This window comes from Undibacterium sp. GW821-FHT11B02 (assembly GCF_058808955.1).
Window position 1 is genome coordinate 198,543 of the sequence record NZ_JBXASD010000002.1, and the last position, 20,372, is coordinate 218,914.

The window sequence follows — 20,372 nt, forward strand, 5'->3', positions numbered from 1 at the left end:
TGACAAAACTAAGGCCTACACTTCAGTAAGAACTTTCTTAACAACACTCTTACATCAGGCATTGGAGGCAGATATGGCAACGAAATTAATACTTTTGGGTGCAGGCAAAATTGGTGATGCAATCCTCAATTTGTTGTCTCATACTGGTGATTATCAAATCACAGTCGCCGACCGCGATCCTGAACGCCTGAAATATGTGGAACAGGCAGGTTTTCCTAATACCCGTATCGTCCTGGCGGATCTGGGTGACAAAGCCGCAGTCACCGAACTGATTCGCGGACACAAAGTAACCATGTCAGCCTGCCCTTACTTTTTGACGCCCATCATCGCTGGTGCAGCACGTGAAGCCAACTCCCATTATTTTGACCTGACAGAAGACGTGGAAAGCACACGCATCGTCAAACAACTGGCCGAAGGTGCAGATTGTGCCTTTGTACCGCAATGCGGTCTGGCACCAGGCTTTATCTCCATCGTTGCCAATGATGTCGCCAAAGGTTTTGAAACCCTGCGCGATGTCAGCATGCGCGTCGGTGCCCTGCCCACCTTCCCCAACAATGCACTCAAATACAATCTGACCTGGAGCACTGATGGCCTGATCAATGAGTATTGCAACCCATGTGAAGCGATTGTTGACGGCGAATTGCGCGAAACAGCGGCCCTCGAAGAAATCGAACATTTCTCGCTTGATGGCATTGACTACGAAGCCTTCAACACCTCTGGCGGTCTGGGCACCTTGTGTGAAAGTCTGGAAGGCAAGGTACAAAACCTGAATTACAAGACCGTGCGCTACCCCGGTCACCGCGATATCGTCAAAGTATTGATACGCGACCTGCAACTGGGCAAACTGGAACGCCGTCCGATCTTGAAAGAAGTCATGGAAACCGCCATCCCCATGACCAAACAGGACGTGGTATTGGTCTTTGTCAGTGTCGTCGGCATGCGTGATGGCCGCCTGGAACAGGAGTCCTATGCTAAGAAAATCTATGCCCAGCAAGTCAATGGTCAATTACTGTCCGCGATACAACTGACCACTGCTTCCGGCATCTGCGCAATGGTTGATCTGGTGGTCACGGGTAAATTGCCACAGCATGGTCTGGTACGTCAGGAGCAGACTGATCTGTCCGACTTTTTGGCAAATCGTTTTGGTCAATATTACGCAGCGGGATCAGCTTAATCTGCTGCCAATACAATGGATCAAGGCATAAGGCCATTTGTGGCGCTACAATGTCGGTTCTGGCGTCAAGCCTATCCAATATAAACGCAAGCTCATCAGGTTTTCCACAAGCGAACCTGATGATGTTGGCAAAGTATCGAGGCACACAATATGAATAACACTACTCTGCAAACCATACTTAAAGAACTCGACATCAAGTTGAGTGACTATCAGGGAAGCGACATCCACAGCATTTCCCCCATAGATGGCCAGATTCTGGCCAGCCTGCGCACCGATACGGCAGCAGAAGTCAAACAGCGCATAGATCGCGCCCATGCCGCATTTTTGCAATGGCGCAATGTACCAGCGCCACGTCGCGGTGAACTGGTACGTCTTTTCGGTGAAGAATTGCGTACCCACAAACAGGCACTGGGTCAATTGGTGACACTGGAAGCAGGCAAAATCCTGCAAGAAGGTCTGGGGGAAGTACAGGAAATGATCGATATCTGCGACTTCGCCGTTGGTCTGTCACGTCAGTTATATGGCCTGACCATCGCCTCCGAGCGCCCCGGTCACCGCATGATGGAACAATGGCATCCTATCGGTGTAGTGGGTGTGATTTCTGCCTTCAATTTTCCGGTCGCCGTCTGGGCCTGGAATGCGGCCCTGGCCTTTGTCTGCGGCAATAGCGTGACCTGGAAACCATCTGAAAAAACTCCGCTGACGGCAATCGCTACCCATGCCCTGTTCATGAAGGCAGTTGCCCGCTTTGGTAGTGATGCCCCGGCCGGATTGGCTGAATTGATCATCGGTGCACGCGATACCGGCGCCCAGATGGTGGAAGACAAACGCGTGGCCCTGGTCAGCGCAACCGGCAGCACCCGCATGGGCCGCCAGGTTGCAGAAGCCTGCGCCAAACGCCTGACCCGCACCATACTGGAACTGGGCGGCAATAACGCCATGATAGTCGCCCCCAGTGCAGATTTGGAAATGGCCGTTCGCGCCATTACTTTTTCTGCCGTCGGCACTGCAGGACAGCGCTGCACTACCCTGCGCCGACTGTTCGTACATGACAGTATTTACGATACGCTGGTTCCACGCCTGAAGAAAATCTATGCAGGTCTGCCAGTCGGCAACCCGCTCGACAAAACCACTCTGGTTGGCCCGCTGATTGATGCCGCATCATTCGACGCCATGCAAAGCGCACTGGCAATTGCCAAATCCGAGCAAGGCAAGGTTTTTGGCGGCGAACGCACTATCGTTGCGGGCAACGAAAATGGCTATTACGTCAGCCCTGCCCTGGTAGAAATGCCCGGCCAGACTGCCTCCATGCATCATGAAACCTTTGCCCCCATCATGTACATCGTTCGTTACAACGATTTACAGCAAGCCATCAGCTTGAATAACGAAGTGCCTCAGGGTTTGTCGTCTTCGATATTCACCACGGATATGCGCGAAGCCGAGACTTTTGTGTCAGCTGCCGGTAGTGACTGTGGTATTGCCAATGTCAATATCGGTCCTTCCGGCGCAGAAATTGGTGGCGCGTTTGGCGGCGAAAAAGAAACTGGTGGTGGCCGGGAATCTGGTTCTGATGCGTGGAAAGCCTATATGCGCCGCACCACAAATACCTTCAATTACAGCAACTCGCTGCCGCTGGCACAAGGCATCAGCTTTGACATTTGATTCAGATCAAAGTCAATGACAGTAAAAGACCGCCTGCGTGGCGGTCTTTTACTTTATAGAAAAACAAAATAATCTTACAATCCTGTATTGAAGACCCGAACCGGCAAGTACGTCATATAGTTTATGAAAAAAGCACTATCCTGCGCATCCATCAGCTATCTGGAGCAATTGCCAAATGTTGGCAAGGCAGCCGTTGCTGATCTGCATTTGCTGGGCATTACCGAACCCAGGCAGTTGAAAGGACGTGATCCTTACCAGATGTATGATGAATTATGCAGTCTGACAAAGACCAGGCATGACCCCTGCGTTTACGACGTTTTCATTTCCATAGTAAAATTCATGGGTGGCGAACCACCGTTACCCTGGTGGCATTACACGGCAGAGCGCAAAGCACACTTATCTGCCTGCCCTCTAACTGCATCCCCCTTCTCACTCTAAGCCTATTCCTGACAAAATTACTCAAGTTTGTTATACTTGATTAAAATGCTCAACAACTCAGGGCATTCAGCTTTTTTTGCTTGGAGTACCCCGGAGTAACCTATGCGACTGACCACCAAAGGACGTTTCGCCGTCACTGCAATGATAGACCTGGCCCTGCGCCAGGATAAGGGACCTGTAACCCTGGCCGGCATCAGCCAGCGCCAGGACATTTCCCTGTCTTATCTTGAGCAATTGTTTGGTAAATTGCGCCGTCATGAAATTGTTGAATCTGTGCGCGGACCCGGCGGCGGGTACAATCTTGCCCGCAAGGCACAAAATGTGACTGTTGCCGACATTATTATTGCTGTCGATGAACCTCTTGATGCCACTCAATGCGGCAGCAAGGGAAATTGCCACGGCAGCGACCACGAAAATGGTCTGCATTGCATGACGCATGATTTATGGGCGACGTTGAACGCCAAAATGGTCGATTACCTGGATTCTGTTTCACTCCAGGATCTGGTCAATCAGCAAAGACAGAAAGCCTCGGAAAACCATGTTGTCGTCATGCACCATTCGCATGCCAGTCACATCGCCTCTTGAATATTTGGAGTTTTAAATGAACGCCCCTTTGGAAAAAAGCCTGCTGGACACATTGAAGTCACCGCATTTCCCTATCTACATGGATTATTCGGCGACAACACCGGTCGACCCACGTGTTGCCGACAAGATGATCCCTTTCCTGCGTGCGCAGTATGGCAACCCTGCATCCCGAAGCCATATGTATGGCTGGGAAGCAGAAAAAGCCGTGGAAGAAGCCCGTGCGCAAGTGGCCGATCTGGTGAATGCCGATCCGCGTGAAATTATCTGGACTTCCGGCGCGACAGAAAGCAACAACCTGGCACTCAAGGGTGCTGCTAATTTTTACAAATCCAAGGGCAAGCACATCATCACAGTTAAGACTGAGCATAAAGCTGTGCTTGATACCGTGCGTGAACTGGAGCGCCAGGGTTTTGAAGCGACCTATCTGCAACCAGGCGATGATGGTCTGATCACAGTAGAACAGTTGAAAGCAGCGATACGTCCCGACACCATCCTGGTATCCGTGATGTGGGTCAACAATGAAATTGGCGTAATTCAACCTATCGCTGAAATTGGCGAACTGTGCCGCGAAAAAGGCATCGTATTCCATTCCGATGCAGCCCAGGCCACCGGCAAAGTACATATTGATCTGGAAAACACCAAGGTTGATCTGGTGTCTTTCTCTGCCCACAAATCCTATGGTCCTAAAGGCATAGGCGCGCTGTATATTCGTCGCAAACCACGCGTACGCCTGGAAGCCCAAATGCATGGCGGTGGCCATGAGCGTGGCTTCCGCTCCGGCACACTGGCACCGCACCAGATTGCCGGCATGGGTGAAGCTTTCCGTATCGCCAAGGAAGAAATGGATAGCGAACTGGCACATGTACGTGCCATGCGTGACCGTCTGGCAAAGGGCTTGAAAGAAATTGAAGAGACCTATGTCAATGGCGACATGGAACATCGTGTACCCCATAACCTGAATGTCAGCTTCAACTATGTTGAAGGTGAGTCACTGATCATGGCGATCAAGGAAATTGCCGTGTCTTCCGGTTCTGCCTGTACATCTGCAAGTCTGGAACCATCCTACGTTCTGCGCGCACTGGGTCGCAGCGACGAACTGGCACACAGCTCGATACGCTTCACTATCGGTCGTTTTACGACAGAAGAAGACATCGACTTTACCATCGACCTGCTCAAGACCAAGGTTGCCAAGTTGCGTGAACTGTCGCCTCTCTGGGATATGTATAAAGACGGCATTGATATCTCCACTATCCAGTGGGCAGCGCATTAATTTCGCGTTTAAAAAACGCATTTAAGAAACCGAATTTAAGAAACATCAAGGAGCATCAAAATGGCTTACTCTGAAAAAGTTCTGGATCACTACGAAAATCCACGCAATGTCGGCGCCTTTGAAAAAGGTGATGACACGGTAGGTACCGGCATGGTCGGCGCACCGGCTTGCGGTGACGTCATGAAACTGCAAATCAAGGTTGGTGCTGATGGCATCATCCAGGACGCCAAATTCAAGACCTATGGCTGCGGTTCTGCCATCGCTTCTTCTTCCCTGGTGACAGAATGGGTCAAAGGCAAGACGCTGGACCAGGCACTGGAAATCAAGAACACGGCAATCGCTGAAGAACTGGCGCTGCCACCGGTCAAGATTCACTGCTCTATCCTGGCAGAAGATGCGATCAAGGCTGCAGTGCTGGATTACAAAAACAAGCACAACACAGAACAAGAACAGACCGCCTGAGCTTAACAGCTACCATAGCAAGCAAAACAAAAGCAATATTGGCAGCAAGAACTGGAATCAACATGGCTATCACACTCACAGAAAAAGCAGCAAAACACGTCACCAGGTATATGGAACGCCGCGGTAAAGGCATAGGCCTGCGCTTTGGCGTACGCACGACTGGTTGCTCAGGCATGGCGTACAAACTGGAATATGTGGATGAAATAGGCTCCGATGATCAGGTTTTCGAATCGCACGGCGTCAAGGTATTTGTTGATCCCAAAAGCCTGCCATATATTGATGGCACTGAACTGGATTTTGCGCGCGAAGGCTTGAACGAAGGCTTTAAATTCTACAATCCCAACGTCAAGGACGAATGTGGTTGCGGCGAAAGCTTCAGGATTTAAGGCTCGCGCAGATGCAGAATCATTTTGAGCTATTTCAGTTGCCGCAGCAATTTACGCTCGACCAGGGACAACTGGATGCAGCTTACCGCGAAGTGCAGAACAAGGTACATCCGGACAAATTTGTACAGGCCAGCGAAGCTGAAAAGCGAGTCGCCATGCAATGGGCAACACGGGCAAACGAGGCATACCAGACGCTGAAAAAACCATTGAAACGCGCACGGTATCTGTGCGAATTGCAGGGTGTGGACTTGCAGACAGAATCCAACACGTCCATGCCCGGCGCTTTCCTGATGCAGCAGATGGAATGGCGCGAAGCCTATGACGATGCACGTCGCGACAATAATGAGGTTGCCCTGCTACGTCTGGAACGCGAATTGAACAGTGCGCTAAGAACACAATTGCATACTGTTGGCGACACCCTGGACCATGGCCAGTTTCAAGAAGCCGCTCAGCAAATCCGTGCCTGCATGTTTCTGGAAAAATTTATTGCCGATATCGCTGCGCTCGAAGAGTAATTTCGAATAACCCGGCAAATCCGTCCAATACTGATTTGTCCTTTTTGGATGCTTTGCCATCCCACCTCACCATGGCATTACTGCAGATTTCAGAACCTGGCATGTCCACCGCCCCACACCAGCACAGACTGGCAGTAGGCATAGATCTGGGCACCACCAATTCTCTGGTTGCGACAGTGCGCAACAGTATTCCTGAAGTATTGAATGACGAAGAAGGCCGGCCTCTGCTGCCGTCAGTAGTACGTTATTTGCCGAATGGCCATGCACATATCGGTTTCAAGGCCCAGGCTGAACAGAGCAATGACCCGAGAAACACCATTGCCTCAGTCAAGCGCTTCATGGGACGTGGTTTGAAAGACATCGCTTATGCTGAAAATCTGCCTTATGATTTTCATGATGAACCCGGCATGGTGCAACTCAAAACAGTGGCCGGAATCAAGAGTCCGGTAGAAGTGTCCGCACAAATTCTGGCTACCCTGCGCCAAACGGCAGAAGATGCTTTGGGTGACGATCTGGTCGGTGCCGTCATCACAGTACCGGCCTATTTCGATGATGCCCAAAGACAGGCGACCAAGGATGCCGCGAAATTGGCTGGACTGAATGTCTTGCGTTTGCTGAATGAACCTACGGCTGCAGCGATCGCCTATGGGCTGGACAATGCATCAGAAGGTGTGTATGCAGTGTACGATTTAGGTGGTGGCACATTTGACATCTCCATTTTAAAAATGAGTAAAGGTGTATTTGAAGTCCTGGCTACCGGCGGCGACTCCGCCCTGGGCGGTGATGATTTTGACCACCGTTTGTTTTGCTGGATCTTGCAGGAATCCAAACTGGCACCGCTGTCCGACGAAGATACCAGTGCACTGATGGTGAAGGCGCGCGAGGCAAAAGAAATTTTATCGAGCAAACCGAGCACCTACATTGATGCAAAATTGAACTCTGGCGAATCTGTACATCTGCAGATCAGCGCCACCGCATTTGCCGAGATGACACAAAACCTGGTACTGAAAACCACCACACCTTGTCGCAAAGCCTTGCGTGATGCCGGCCTGACTGTGGATGATATCGATGGCGTGGTAATGGTAGGTGGTGCAACACGCATGCCTCATGTACGCAAGGCTGTCGGTGAATTTTTCCAGAGCACTCCGCTGGCGAATATTGACCCCGACAAGGTAGTGGCGCTGGGTGCAGCGATACAGGCGAATCTGTTGGCTGGCAACCGCGCCCCTGGCGATGACTGGTTATTGCTGGATGTGATTCCATTGTCGCTGGGCGTGGAAACCATGGGTGGACTGGCTGAAAAAGTCATCCCGCGTAATTCCACCATCCCTTGCGCCCGCGCACAGGAATTCACTACCTTCAAAGATGGGCAAACAGCCATGGCCATCCATGTGGTACAAGGTGAACGTGAACTGGTGAGCGAATGCCGCTCTCTGGCACGCTTTGAATTGCGTGGCATCCCCCCCATGGCGGCAGGTGCAGCACGCATACGTATAACCTATCAGGTAGATGCAGATGGCTTGCTGTCTGTTTCGGCACGCGAGCTGCGTTCCGGCGTGGAAGCGACGATTACAGTCAAACCCTCATACGGTCTGGCCGATGACGAAATCACCCGCATGCTGCAAGACTCTTTCACATCAGCAGATGCTGACATGCAGGAACGTGCTCTGCGTGAAGAAGCCGTAGAAGCAGAACGCATCCTTCTAGCCACCCAATCAGCCTTGAATGTCGACGCCCAGCTACTGGACGATGCCGAACAAGCGCAAATCAAAGCATTGATGGAACAGGTGACCAGTCTGAAGGATGGCAAAGACCATCAGTTACTGCATGAAGCCATAGAAAAGCTGGCGCAAGGCACGGAAGAATTTGCAGCACGCCGCATGGATAAAAGCGTGCGCAGTGCACTTGCCGGGAAAAGACTGGATGAGATTGCCTGAAATCACCCAGCACAGCACGCACATATCAAAATACTGAATTAACGAGAACAACATGCCACAAATCATAGTCCTGCCCCACCCTCAACTTTGCCCGGAAGGCACGGTAATCGATGCGCCTGAAGGCAAATCCTTGTGTGAGGCTCTGGTTGAAAACGATGTGGAAATCGAACATGCCTGCGAAATGTCGTGCGCATGCACCACCTGTCACGTGGTAGTGCGCGAAGGCTTCAATTCACTGAATGAATCCACTGATGATGAAGAAGATTTGCTGGATGCAGCCTGGGGTCTGGAAGCAACTTCACGCCTGTCTTGCCAGGTCAAACTGGGCAAACAGGATATCACCATCGAAATTCCCAAATATACGATCAATCACGCACGCGAAAACCACTAAACAAAATTAAACAAGCACACACGCCAGGCTCAAGATCACCTGGCCCAAACAAGCCGGAGCCCGCCATGAAATGGACAGACACCTACAGAATCGCCGAAGCCTTGTGCGATAAATTTCCAGACATTGATCCGATGAGTGTACGCTTCACTGATTTGCATAACTGGATCGTGGAACTGGAAGACTTTGACGACGACCACCTGCGTGGCGGCGAAAAAATCCTGGAAGCCATACAAATGGCCTGGATAGAAGAAAGATAGGAAAGCAAGTTGCCTCCTCAAAGTGCCTGCTAACCATCAAATTGGAAGTGCGAAATTTAACGGTTAAAAGGCTCTATGATTGCGTCGCCCTGGCAAAGTAAATCACTTACCCAAACGCAATCTACCCACATCCTTGTGCCTGCCAGCCCACAGCATTTGAAAATATATTTTCCCCACGAGAATGATATCTTGCTGAAACGCAAAAAAACTCTTAGTATTTTAACGGTAAGATTAAAATCTTAATTGAGTTTGTCTGTATCTGATCAATAAATGATTGTCAGTTGCGCATGGGCACCTGCTTGAATTGACTATACCTACCGGGAAGTGTTGCTCAAGGATCTTGGAATGCAGTTTAGACATCTCTTATCCTCACTACGCAGCAGAATTACGCTCAGACTTGCGATCATTCTTGCCGTTGTGTTCGGGTTGACCGTCCCTGCCGCCATCCTGATCCCCTACCATCTGCATACAATAGAGATCGCCGCACAAGTACGTAATGCAGAAGATCATAACCGCCTGGTTGAAATCTTGTCCGTCATCCTGAGTGAACCGCTGTGGCAGATCACACCTGAAATTGCCAATATATCGAGTGAAGTGGTGTATTCCGACCCCCGGGTAGCGACCATAGAAGTCATCACCCTGCCCGACCGCAAAGAATTCATCAAGAACGACACCCGCAAGCAAACACAGAAAGGTCCCTTTACCAGCATGGAAAGGGAAATCAAGCATGGCGGACAAGTCATTGGGCAGGTCAGGCTGACCCTGGCAGAAGATTTATTGCAAGAGAGTCTGGCATCCGATTTCCGTCGTTATGTCACAACCGCCGTTTTGTCCCTGATATTGGCCATCATTTTCATTCTCGTTGTGCTGCAGTGGCGCCTGGTACAACCGGTCAGAATTTTAATGAGTGAATCAGACCGGCTGGCGAACGGAGAACTCAATGACCCGATCGCCCTGAATCGCGAAGATGAACTGGGCCATCTGGCAACCAGCCTGGAAGCCACACGCCAGGCATTGCAACGCTCGTTCAGCGAACTGGAAATCAAAAACCAGCAATTGCTTGAATATTCGGGCACTTTGGAATCCAAAGTCAGGCAGAGAACCCAGGAACTGGAAACCGTCAACCAAAACCTGGAAGCCGCACTGAGCAACGTCAATTCAGCCCAGGCCGAGTTGGCCAGGGTCGAACGCATGGCAGCCCTTGGTTCCATGGTAGCTGGTGTCGCCCATGAACTCAACACTCCATTAGGTAATTGCCTGCTGGTTGCCAGCACGCTGGAAGAAGAAACCCGCGTTCTGGTTAAAATGGTGGAAGAAGGCAAAATGCGTCGCTCTGATCTGACGCGTTACGCCACCACCGCACTCGACTCTACCAAACTCTTATTGCGCGGCCTGCAGCAATCCGCCCATCTGGTGGGCGATTTCAAACAAGTCGCGGTAGATCAGTCCAGCGCCCAGCGCCGCCAGTTCGCCTTGCTGGTCATGCTGCAAGAGCTGACCGCCCTGCTGCATTCCAGTCTCAGAAAAACACCGTACACACTTGAACTGAATATTCCTGCCGACATACAACTGGACAGCTACCCCGGCCTGCTGGGCCAGGTATTCACCAATCTGGTCAATAACGCTGTGGCCCATGGTCTCGACGGCCAGGAAGAAGGTCACATGCGTTGCACCGCTGAAAAGCAGGGTGAACAAGTCCTGATCATCTTTGAAGACAATGGCAAAGGTATACCGGCCGATATCATCAATCGCATTTTCGAGCCGTTTTTCACCACGAAATTCGGCCAGGGCGGTAGCGGCCTTGGCCTCAGCATCACCTTCAACATCATCTCCAATGTACTGGGCGGCAGCATTCACGCATCCAGCGTAGTTGGCGTCGGCACTTGTTTTGAAATCAGATTACCTCTTGTTGCCCCTGGTGAACCAGAATCCGCCAATCCCCTGCTGAGCAAGCGCTAAAAGTTAACTTAAGCCCTTAAAGCTAAATTGCCCCTCACTAAGGTATACTGACGGGCTGTAAGAATTAAAACGATATAGTCTTTTGCATAACAAAATATCTACTTTCGTTTCAGTCTGCCCGTCTTGAACAACATAGCAATTTACGCCCTTCATGCATCAATACCTAGACTTCATGCGTCATGTGAAAGACCATGGCACAAGCAAAACTGACCGTACCGGTACCGGTACCCTGTCGGTTTTCGGCTATCAAATGCGGTTTGACTTGAATGAGGGATTTCCGCTGGTGACGACTAAAAAGTTACACCTGAAATCCATTGTGCACGAGCTGATCTGGTTTCTTGCTGGCTCAACCAATATCAAATACCTCAAGGAAAACGGTGTATCTATCTGGGATGAATGGGCAGATGAAAATGGGGATCTTGGCCCGGTGTATGGATCGCAATGGCGCAATTGGCCCACTCCTGGTGGCGAGCATATAGATCAGATCAAACAGGTACTGGATCAGATCAGAAATAACCCTGATTCACGCCGCATGATCGTGTCAGCATGGAACGTGGCCGACATTCCGCAAATGAAGCTGCCGCCATGCCACGCACTATTCCAGTTTTATGTCGCAGATGGAAAATTGTCTTGTCAGTTGTATCAGCGCAGTGCAGATATTTTTCTGGGTGTACCTTTTAATATCGCTTCTTATGCCCTACTTACCCATATGATGGCCCAGCAAGCTGGCCTGGGTGTGGGTGATTTTGTGTGGACCGGCGGTGATTGTCACCTGTATTCAAATCATATGGATCAAGTCAATGAGCAATTGTCCCGCAAGACATTTCCATTGCCCAAACTAATGATAAAACGTCAACCTGACACTTTATTTGACTATCAATATGATGACTTTGCGTTTGAAAACTACCAGTTTCATCCTGCCATCAAAGCGCCAGTTGCAGTCTGAGTCTCAGCCAGAGCCAAGGGATTCATCACTATGTCATCATTAACAATTATCGTTGCGACTGATAAAAAGCGCGGTATTGGTATTAACAATACCCTGCCCTGGCGTCTTCCTGAAGACCTGGCCCATTTCAAACGTACTACCAGCGGACATTGCATTATCATGGGTCGGAAGACCTTCGAGTCTATCGGCCGCCCTTTGCCACAAAGACGCAATATTGTCGTAACGCGAAACCACAACTGGCAACATGCTGGCACTGAAAGCGTAGCTTCACTGCATGAGGCGCAGGTACTGGCAGGTGACGATCATGCTTTTATTATCGGCGGTGCAGAAATTTATCAACAAAGCCTGCACTTGGCAGATACGTTGATCGTTACAGAAATACAACAGGAATTTGAGTGTGATGCTTTTTTCCCCGTCATTGATCCGTTAGTATGGAAAGAGACAGCAAGAGAAGAATGTTACTCAGAAGAAAATAATTTACACTTTGCTTTTGTGACTTACAAAAAGATTTAGGATTACTATGTCAGAACACGGTTTTCACGTGCACGGCCCGCACGACCATGAGTTGGAGCATGCCGCACACGGCAATGACGATTTTGCAAGTAGAATTGCGGTGATGACTGCCATCATGGCAACGGTTGGTGCCCTGTTCGGCTATGAAGGCGGCGCAACACAGAATGATGCTGCCATGTTTAAAAATGAGTCAGCGATTAAAAAAACTGAAGCATCAAATCAATGGAATTTTTATCAGTCGAAGTCAAACAAGCAAAATCTGGCTGAATTGGCAATAGCATTGCCCGGCGTCGATGTAGAAAAATATCGCTCCGAAGTAGCCCGTTACAAATCTGAAAAAGAAGAAATCAAGAAACAAGCGGAAGCCTTGGAAGAAGACAGCAAGGAATGGGAACACCGGTCTGAGGCAGCATTACATCAGCATCACCGCTGGGCTCAAGCGATGACTGCAGTGCAAATTGCGATTTCGCTGGCAGCGATCACCTTGCTGACTAAAAAGAAGTGGTTGCAATATGTCTCTTATGGGGTAGCTGGTGTGGGTACTATTCTGGCAGGACTTGCCTGGTTCCACATTTAATTGAGTGAGAAAAAGATGAAAAAAATACTCGGGATCGCATTGCTGGCGGCAGCCTGCACAGCGCAAGCCCAGACATCACAACTGGTGCAATTGGTGCCCTATCCCTATTTGCCCAAGGATGTGAATTTTTCTTTGGGTGCAGCTGCACTCTACATACCTAAATATACGGGTTCAAACGAACACCGTCTGGCAGCCTATCCAGTGTTTGATGCGCAATGGAAGAATGGTGCTTTTTTTAGTGCTATAAACGGTCTTGGTTATAATTTCTCAAAAAACCCCAGCCTGCAATATGGCTTGCGCCTGTCGCTGGAAGCGGCCCGCGATGAATCGCGCTCATCCAAGTTACGTGGTCTTGGCGATGTCAATACTGCCTTGGAAACTGGTGCTTTTGTCAATTACAATATAGACCAGAATTATTCACTTGCCTCATCCATCCGTTATGGCTCTGGCGTAGATCGCAACGGCCTGCAAATCAGTTTTGGCGGTCGTGCCACGACTGCATTGAATCCGCAAAACCGACTGTCAGCCAGCTTGACTGCCAACTGGGCAAATACAGCCTATATGCAATCGTATTTTGGCGTCACACCTTCGCAATCCGCCATTAGTGGCTATGCACAATATACGCCGTCTTCAGGCATTTCTGACATCAAACTGGGCGCAACATGGCACTGGAATATTGATGGCAATTGGTCACTTACGACTGGAGCCTCGGTCACCCGCCTGAACGGTGATGCCAGCAAGAGTCCGTTTGTCTTCCAGAAAACACCTGTCACTGTATTTTCAGCAGCGACTTATCGTTTCTGATTGCGCTCAGCATGTGTTCTAAAAAAGAGTGCCTCAAACCAGGCACTCTTTTTTATTAATGCGATGGCATGAAAAGCAACATGAATTTTAAACAATATTCATATCAACCCCAGTTTGACGATGCAAGATATGGCGCGAACCAGGTTTTGATGACAATCAGATGAAATTTTGCTTTTCCTGTGTCAATCCTGCGTATTTTTTCACATTCGCCCTCACATATCTGAGAGAATTCGCTTCTTTGAATTTTTCGGCGCGCAAGCGGTTGATTTAACTTGCCCAGGCGTCTCCCTTGTAACAAGCTTTTTTGGAGACCTCCATGAAATTCCGCTTCCCCATCGTCATCATCGACGAAGATTTCCGTTCCGAGAATACTTCAGGCCTGGGCATACGCGCCCTGGCGGATGCCATCGAATCTGAAGGCATGGAAGTATTGGGCGTCACCAGCTATGGTGATCTGTCCCAGTTTGCCCAACAACAATCACGCGCGTCTGCCTTCATCCTGTCGATTGACGATGAAGAATTTGGTGATGGTACCGACGAAGAAACCGATTACGCATTGAAATCCCTGCGCGCCTTCGTCGAAGAAATCCGCTACAAGAATGCGGACATCCCGATTTACCTGTATGGCGAAACCCGCACTTCACGCCATATCCCGAATGATATCCTGCGTGAACTGCACGGCTTCATTCACATGTTTGAAGATACGCCAGAATTCGTGGCGCGCCATATCATTCGTGAAGCCCGCTCTTACCTGGATGGCCTGGCACCACCGTTTTTCCGTGCGCTGGTACATTATGCGAACGATGGCTCTTACTCCTGGCACTGCCCTGGCCACTCCGGTGGTGTAGCCTTCCTGAAGTCGCCGATTGGCCAGATGTTCCACCAGTTTTTTGGTGAAAACATGCTGCGTGCCGACGTGTGTAACGCCGTAGAAGAACTGGGCCAATTGCTTGATCATACCGGCCCGGTTGCTGCGTCCGAACGCAATGCTGCACGTATTTTCAATGCCGACCACTGCTATTTCGTGACTAACGGCACCTCAACGTCCAACAAGATGGTCTGGCATTCTACCGTGGCCCCCGGCGACATCGTCGTGGTCGATCGTAACTGTCATAAGTCCATTTTGCACTCTATTATCATGTGTGGTGCGATCCCGGTTTTCCTGATGCCGACACGCAATCATCTCGGTATTATCGGGCCTATCCCGCTGGAAGAATTCAGCATGGAGAGCATACAGAAAAAGATAGAAGCCAATCCGTTTGCCCGTGAAGCCAAGAACAAAAAGCCGCGCATCCTGACCATTACCCAATCGACTTATGACGGCGTGCTGTACAACGTCGAAGTATTAAAAGACTTGCTGGATGGTGAAATCGATACCCTGCACTTTGACGAAGCCTGGCTGCCACATGCGACCTTCCATGACTTTTATAAAGACATGCATGCCATCGGCAAAGACAGGCCACGCGCAAAAAAATCGATGATTTTCTCGACACAGTCCACACACAAACTGCTGGCCGGCATCTCACAGGCTTCGCAAATTCTGGTACGTGAATCAGAGTCACGCAAGCTGGATCGTGATAGCTTCAATGAAGCCTATCTGATGCATACATCGACTTCTCCACAATATTCGATCATTGCGTCTTGCGATATTGCAGCAGCGATGATGGAAGCGCCAGGCGGTACTGCACTTGTTGAAGAATCCATACTTGAAGCACTGGATTTCCGCCGCGCCATGCGCAAGGTAGATCAGGAATGGGGCAAGGACTGGTGGTTCCAGGTCTGGGGACCGGAAGAATTTGCCGCAGACGGCATAGGATCACGCGAAGACTGGATGATACGTGCCGAAGATAACTGGCATGGTTTCGGCAAACTGGCACCGGGCTTCAACATGCTCGACCCGATCAAAGCCACAATCGTCACGCCAGGCCTGTCGCTGGAAGGTAAATTTGGTGAGACTGGCATTCCGGCCTCTATTGTCACCAAATACCTGGCCGAGCATGGCGTTATCGTTGAAAAATGCGGTCTGTATTCTTTCTTCATCATGTTTACTATCGGCATCACCAAAGGCCGCTGGAATACATTATTGACAGCCTTGCAACAATTTAAGGATGATTACGACAAGAATCAGCCTATGTGGCGCATCTTGCCCGAATTTGCTGCGGCAAACCCTCGCTATGAAGGTGTGGGCTTGAAAGACCTGTGCCAGGGAATACATGAAGCCTACAAAGGCCATGATGTGGCACGCCTGACAACAGAAATGTATTTGTCTGACATGCAGCCAGCCATGAAACCTTCAGATGCTTTTGCCATGATGGCCCACAGGGAAACCGAAAGAATCTCCATCGATGAACTGGAAGGTCGTGTCACCGCTATTTTGCTGACGCCGTACCCACCCGGCATTCCGTTACTGATTCCAGGTGAACGCTTCAACCGCACCATTGTTGATTATCTGCGTTTTGTACGTGATTTCAACGAAAAATTCCCTGGGTTTGAAACCGATTGCCACGGTCTGGTCAAGGCTGAAATAGATGGCAAACGTGGGTATTTTGTTGACTGCGTCAAGGCAAGCGCCGAAGCAGGTAAATAAGACTAATATCTGCCCAGCAAGATTATCGTAGCGATTTTAAAGCACTTATCGGCTTATATAAGTCGATAAGTGCTTTTTTATTATTCAAAGTGGCAACATGGGTCTTAATATAGAATAGTTTTCGATATACAATCAAACGACAATTCAGACTACGGAAACAGGACATGGGTAGTGCAACAGGACTAATGCCGATCAAGCACGCTGGAATCAGCGTAGGTCAGACCGTACCCTGGCCCATCTATGATGAGCAGGGGCATTTGCTGATGGCCTCGGGTGTTAAAGTAGAAACGCAGAATCAGCTGGAAGGCTTGCTTGCGCATGGCTATTGCAATCCGGATGCCATGTGGGACACCATTCCCTCAAAGCTGACACCCGTGTCGCGATCTGCATCACCCCAACCCGGTTCAACTGCCAGCGCTGCCCCACAGCAGGAATCAAACAAAGACACATTGATGGAACTTGACAGTGTGCGCTGGAATGTAGGCGAAACCCTGTATCTGCAAGTTCACGACAATGCCGCCACCAGATATACGGTGAAACTGATCGGTTTTGTCAAAAACATGTCCATTCTGATTACTGCACCTACAATCGATGGTAAATCCGTCATCATCCGGGATGGCCAGACCTTTATTGTCCGCGCTTTTCCTGGCAAAAGAGCGTATGCCTTTACTGCATCTGCTATTAAATCTGTCTATACCCCCCATCCCTATCTGCATATTACCTACCCCAAGCAAGTGCGTTGCTCGACCATACGCCAGGGGTCTCGCGCATCGGTCAAGATCATTGCTTCTGTCACCATAGGTGATCCTGAGCAAACTGCTGCGGCGACGCTGGGGGATCTCAGTATGGGTGGCGCATCAGGCGTGATAAAAAAAGCACTGGGCAAAAAGGGAGATATGGGCATCATCAAATTCAAGGTCAGTGCAGCAGGAAATGATGAATACCTGACTCTCAATTTCATTTTGCGCTCACAGGCACCAACTGAGAACGGCCTGGAATTCAGGCACGGTTTTGAATTCGTCGACGTATCGGCACAATCAAAACTGATACTTTCGGCCTTTGTTCATCAAACTCTGGCGGAAATGGATTAAGGCAAGCGGTAATTCAACAAGATTGTGCAAGCATAGTTATCGCAGGTACATCGTGTTACAAGCGAAAACTATCTGAGCTGATACATACGGCACGATTTGTTGTCACCAGCCGACACCAGACGTCAAGGCGAGCAAAGCTTCTTGCTACTGCCAGAATATTCGTCAATCACCTCCATCAGCTTACGCCTTGTTACACTCCCCATCAGTTTGAGCAAAACCTCACCGTTTGTTACACTTTATGGTGATGACGTAAAGACCCTTGGATTAGAATTGGCTTTCCCAAATGAAATTCTCCGGAATGGATAAACAGGAGTTACCATGCCACCTATCCGGCTCATGACTAGCAAACATTACTTTCTCGCCCTGTTCATTCTGGTGCTCAGCGCCTGTGGAGGCGATGAAAAAACCAACAGTGCGAATAATCCCCCCCCTGCTGCCCCAAGCGTGCTTGAACGCTTGTTTGCGCCTGCTCCTGTGGTGTCGGGAACAACAGTCAGCTTCAATGGCAACCGATCCAACTACACCGTTACCAAGGTCACTGGCGGCTATACGGTCAAAGACAATGTAGGCAGTGATGGTACGGTCAGTATTGCCTCCAATATTCAGCAATTACTGTTCAAGGATGTATCCGTCAACCTGATTATTGCAGACCTGTCGACAACCATCTCGGCAACTGACCTGAACGCCATTATTGAACTCTACGTTGCTTACTTCAACCGGATTCCTGATGCCAATGGACTGGCTTACTGGATTAATCAGTTCAAGAGTGGCGTACCTATAGAAAAGATAGGCGAATCTTTCTACATTGCTGCCATCCAGGATGGTGCACTGACAGGTTATTTGCCCAACACGACCAATACCGATTTCGTGACGGCAGTGTACAAAAACGTATTGAGTCGCACTCCCCCAGATCAAGCGGGACTGGATTATTGGGTCAATGGCCTGGCAAATGGCACAGTAAGTCGTGGCAATGTGGTGCGTTCCATGCTGATTGCAGCACATGGCTATGCTGGCGACCCCGTGTATGGCTGGATCAGCAGCCTGCTGGACAACAAAGACAGTGTTGCCAAGAATTTTGCCGTTCAACAGGGCCTTAGTTACATCAAGACCGAAGATTCCATCAGCAAGGGAATGACGCTGGCAGCAACCATATCTGCCAACGACACCAGTGTTGCCAATGGCCTGATACAGTCACTGATAGGCTTTCAGTCTGGTACTGGCAATGCAGCCCCTACACCAACGCAGGCCTCGCGCTTTCTGGCGCAAGCCAGTTTTGGTGCCACCAACACTGATATCAACAGCCTGACCAACAGCAACTATAGCGACTGGATAGACAAGCAGTTTGCCATGCCACAAAAGCTGCATCGCAGTTATATGGATGCCCAGGCAGCGGGCTTCATCAATGGCTTGAGCGACCTGAGTCAAAACAATTTCTTTGAATCCTTCTGGCAGCAAGCGATCAAAGGGGATGATCAATTACGTCAGCGTACCACCTTTGCCCTATCGCAAATTTTTGTGATCTCGTTCCAGGACAGCACGGTAGCCAACTATCCGCGAGGCGTTGCCTCTTACTACGATACGCTGGGTGCCAATGCATTCGGCAATTTCCGCAATCTGCTGGAATCTGTGACCTTGCATCCTATGATGGGCACTTACCTGACTTCCCTGCGTAACCAGAAAGAATCTGGCACCCAGACACCAGATGAAAACTATGCACGTGAAGTCATGCAGCTATTTACCATAGGTCTGTATCAGTTGAATCAGGACGGCAGTTATGTGCTGAATGCTGGCAAGCCAGTGGAAACCTATTCCAGCGCCGACATCAGCGGTATGGCCAAGGTCTTCACCGGCTGGAGCTGGGCCGGCCCAGACAAGACTGATACCCGTTTCTTTGGTGGCAATCCCGACCCTAACCGGGACTGGATGCCTATGCAGAGTTACCCCAAATACCATTCGGTTTCAGCCAAAACCTTCCTGGGCACGACCATTCCTGCGCAATCTGCCCCCAATCCGGAAGCCAGTTTGAAAACGGCACTGGATACCCTGTTCAACCATCCCAATGTCGGTCCGTTCATTGGCAAACAATTGATACAACGTCTGGTAACCAGCAACCCCAGTCCGCAATATGTGTCACGTGTCGCCGCCGCCTTCAACAACAATGGCCAGGGTGTCAGAGGTGACATGCGCGCCGTCATCAAAGCAATATTAATGGACAACGAAGCACGTAATGACGCCACACTGGCCTATGCCAACACTGGCAAATTGCGAGAACCAATATTGCGGCTCGCCAACTGGATGCGCAGCTTCAATGTCAGTTCAACTTCCGGCCGTTTCCTGATGACCAGTCTGGACGATCCGCTGAGTGGTCTGTCAGAAACACCAATGCGTTCACCCACCGTTTTCAATTTCTACCGTCCCGGTTATGTACCGCCCAACACCAGCCTTGCAACTGCTGGACTGGTTTCACCAGAAATGCAGATCACTGCCGAAACCTCGGTAGTTGGCTATCTGAATTTCATGCGCGATATCATTCCAAACGGTACCGGCTCCTCACGTGATGTCAAGGCCGACTATACCAATTTGATTGCATTGGCAGCGACACCGGATCAAATGCTGGATCAATTGAATTTATTGCTGATGGCTAATCAAATGAGTAGCGGTCTGCGTAGCCAGATACTGACTGCGGTCAATTCAGTCACCATTCCTACCAATAACACTGCCAATGCAGATGCAGCGAAAAAGAACCGGGTTTATCTGGCGACATTCCTGACGATGGCATCACCTGAATATCTGGTTCAAAAATAAAAGGGGAGCCAAT

The 20,372-nt window shown here is 49.9% G+C and carries 19 protein-coding genes; all 19 read left to right on the forward strand.

Annotated features, from left to right (window positions below):
* Positions 1-73: 73 nt before the first annotated feature.
* The 19 genes from AC1RVX_RS04150 to AC1RVX_RS04240 all read left to right on the forward strand — a co-directional run bounded on the left by AC1RVX_RS04150 (position 74) and on the right by AC1RVX_RS04240 (position 20,359).
* On the forward strand, positions 74-1,174 hold the full coding sequence (locus tag AC1RVX_RS04150; RefSeq protein ID WP_493215316.1) for a saccharopine dehydrogenase family protein: 1,101 nt from the start codon (positions 74-76) through the stop codon (positions 1,172-1,174).
* Between the two features lie 150 nt (positions 1,175-1,324).
* Positions 1,325-2,836, forward strand: a complete 1,512-nt coding sequence (gene amaB, locus AC1RVX_RS04155) for an L-piperidine-6-carboxylate dehydrogenase (protein ID WP_493215317.1) — start codon at positions 1,325-1,327, stop codon at positions 2,834-2,836.
* 123 nt (positions 2,837-2,959) lie between these two features.
* Complete coding sequence (locus AC1RVX_RS04160; RefSeq protein ID WP_493215318.1) at positions 2,960-3,274, forward strand: helix-hairpin-helix domain-containing protein; 315 nt, start codon at positions 2,960-2,962, stop codon at positions 3,272-3,274.
* A gap of 102 nt (positions 3,275-3,376) precedes the next feature.
* Complete coding sequence (gene iscR, locus AC1RVX_RS04165) at positions 3,377-3,859, forward strand: Fe-S cluster assembly transcriptional regulator IscR (protein WP_493215319.1); 483 nt, start codon at positions 3,377-3,379, stop codon at positions 3,857-3,859.
* A 16-nt stretch (positions 3,860-3,875) separates the two neighbouring features.
* Positions 3,876-5,129 carry an IscS subfamily cysteine desulfurase gene (locus tag AC1RVX_RS04170; RefSeq protein ID WP_493215320.1) on the forward strand — a complete coding sequence of 418 codons (1,254 nt, stop codon included), beginning with the start codon at positions 3,876-3,878 and terminating at the stop codon, positions 5,127-5,129.
* 60 nt (positions 5,130-5,189) lie between these two features.
* On the forward strand, positions 5,190-5,591 hold the full coding sequence (gene iscU, locus AC1RVX_RS04175; RefSeq protein WP_493215321.1) for a Fe-S cluster assembly scaffold IscU: 402 nt from the start codon (positions 5,190-5,192) through the stop codon (positions 5,589-5,591).
* Positions 5,592-5,653: 62 nt separating this feature from the next.
* The gene (iscA, locus tag AC1RVX_RS04180; protein WP_176803699.1) at positions 5,654-5,977 is read left to right on the forward strand and encodes an iron-sulfur cluster assembly protein IscA; all 324 of its coding nucleotides are present in this window, start codon (positions 5,654-5,656) and stop codon (positions 5,975-5,977) included.
* An 11-nt stretch (positions 5,978-5,988) separates the two neighbouring features.
* On the forward strand, positions 5,989-6,492 hold the full coding sequence (hscB, locus tag AC1RVX_RS04185; RefSeq protein WP_493215322.1) for a Fe-S protein assembly co-chaperone HscB: 504 nt from the start codon (positions 5,989-5,991) through the stop codon (positions 6,490-6,492).
* A 71-nt stretch (positions 6,493-6,563) separates the two neighbouring features.
* Positions 6,564-8,429 carry a Fe-S protein assembly chaperone HscA gene (gene hscA / locus AC1RVX_RS04190; protein WP_493215323.1) on the forward strand — a complete coding sequence of 622 codons (1,866 nt, stop codon included), beginning with the start codon at positions 6,564-6,566 and terminating at the stop codon, positions 8,427-8,429.
* A 52-nt stretch (positions 8,430-8,481) separates the two neighbouring features.
* On the forward strand, positions 8,482-8,820 hold the full coding sequence (fdx, locus tag AC1RVX_RS04195) for an ISC system 2Fe-2S type ferredoxin (RefSeq protein WP_493215324.1): 339 nt from the start codon (positions 8,482-8,484) through the stop codon (positions 8,818-8,820).
* Positions 8,821-8,885: 65 nt separating this feature from the next.
* Positions 8,886-9,077, forward strand: a complete 192-nt coding sequence (gene iscX / locus AC1RVX_RS04200) for a Fe-S cluster assembly protein IscX (protein ID WP_493215325.1) — start codon at positions 8,886-8,888, stop codon at positions 9,075-9,077.
* 345 nt (positions 9,078-9,422) lie between these two features.
* Positions 9,423-11,036 (forward strand): sensor histidine kinase, encoded by a 1,614-nt coding sequence (locus tag AC1RVX_RS04205; protein WP_493215326.1) that lies wholly within the window; start codon positions 9,423-9,425, stop codon positions 11,034-11,036.
* A 151-nt stretch (positions 11,037-11,187) separates the two neighbouring features.
* Positions 11,188-11,982: a thymidylate synthase gene (locus tag AC1RVX_RS04210; RefSeq protein WP_493215327.1), complete on the forward strand. Its 795-nt coding sequence runs from the start codon at positions 11,188-11,190 to the stop codon at positions 11,980-11,982.
* A gap of 30 nt (positions 11,983-12,012) precedes the next feature.
* The gene (locus tag AC1RVX_RS04215) at positions 12,013-12,495 is read left to right on the forward strand and encodes a dihydrofolate reductase (protein ID WP_493215328.1); all 483 of its coding nucleotides are present in this window, start codon (positions 12,013-12,015) and stop codon (positions 12,493-12,495) included.
* 7 nt (positions 12,496-12,502) lie between these two features.
* The gene (locus AC1RVX_RS04220; protein ID WP_493215329.1) at positions 12,503-13,072 is read left to right on the forward strand and encodes a DUF4337 domain-containing protein; all 570 of its coding nucleotides are present in this window, start codon (positions 12,503-12,505) and stop codon (positions 13,070-13,072) included.
* Between the two features lie 15 nt (positions 13,073-13,087).
* The gene (locus tag AC1RVX_RS04225) at positions 13,088-13,876 is read left to right on the forward strand and encodes a MipA/OmpV family protein (protein ID WP_493215330.1); all 789 of its coding nucleotides are present in this window, start codon (positions 13,088-13,090) and stop codon (positions 13,874-13,876) included.
* Between the two features lie 316 nt (positions 13,877-14,192).
* Positions 14,193-16,463 carry an Orn/Lys/Arg family decarboxylase gene (locus AC1RVX_RS04230; protein WP_493215331.1) on the forward strand — a complete coding sequence of 757 codons (2,271 nt, stop codon included), beginning with the start codon at positions 14,193-14,195 and terminating at the stop codon, positions 16,461-16,463.
* 164 nt (positions 16,464-16,627) lie between these two features.
* Positions 16,628-17,554 (forward strand): flagellar brake protein, encoded by a 927-nt coding sequence (locus AC1RVX_RS04235; protein ID WP_493215332.1) that lies wholly within the window; start codon positions 16,628-16,630, stop codon positions 17,552-17,554.
* A gap of 318 nt (positions 17,555-17,872) precedes the next feature.
* Entirely contained in the window at positions 17,873-20,359 is a 2,487-nt protein-coding gene (locus tag AC1RVX_RS04240; protein WP_493215333.1) for a DUF1800 family protein, read from the forward strand.
* Positions 20,360-20,372: the final 13 nt, after the last annotated feature.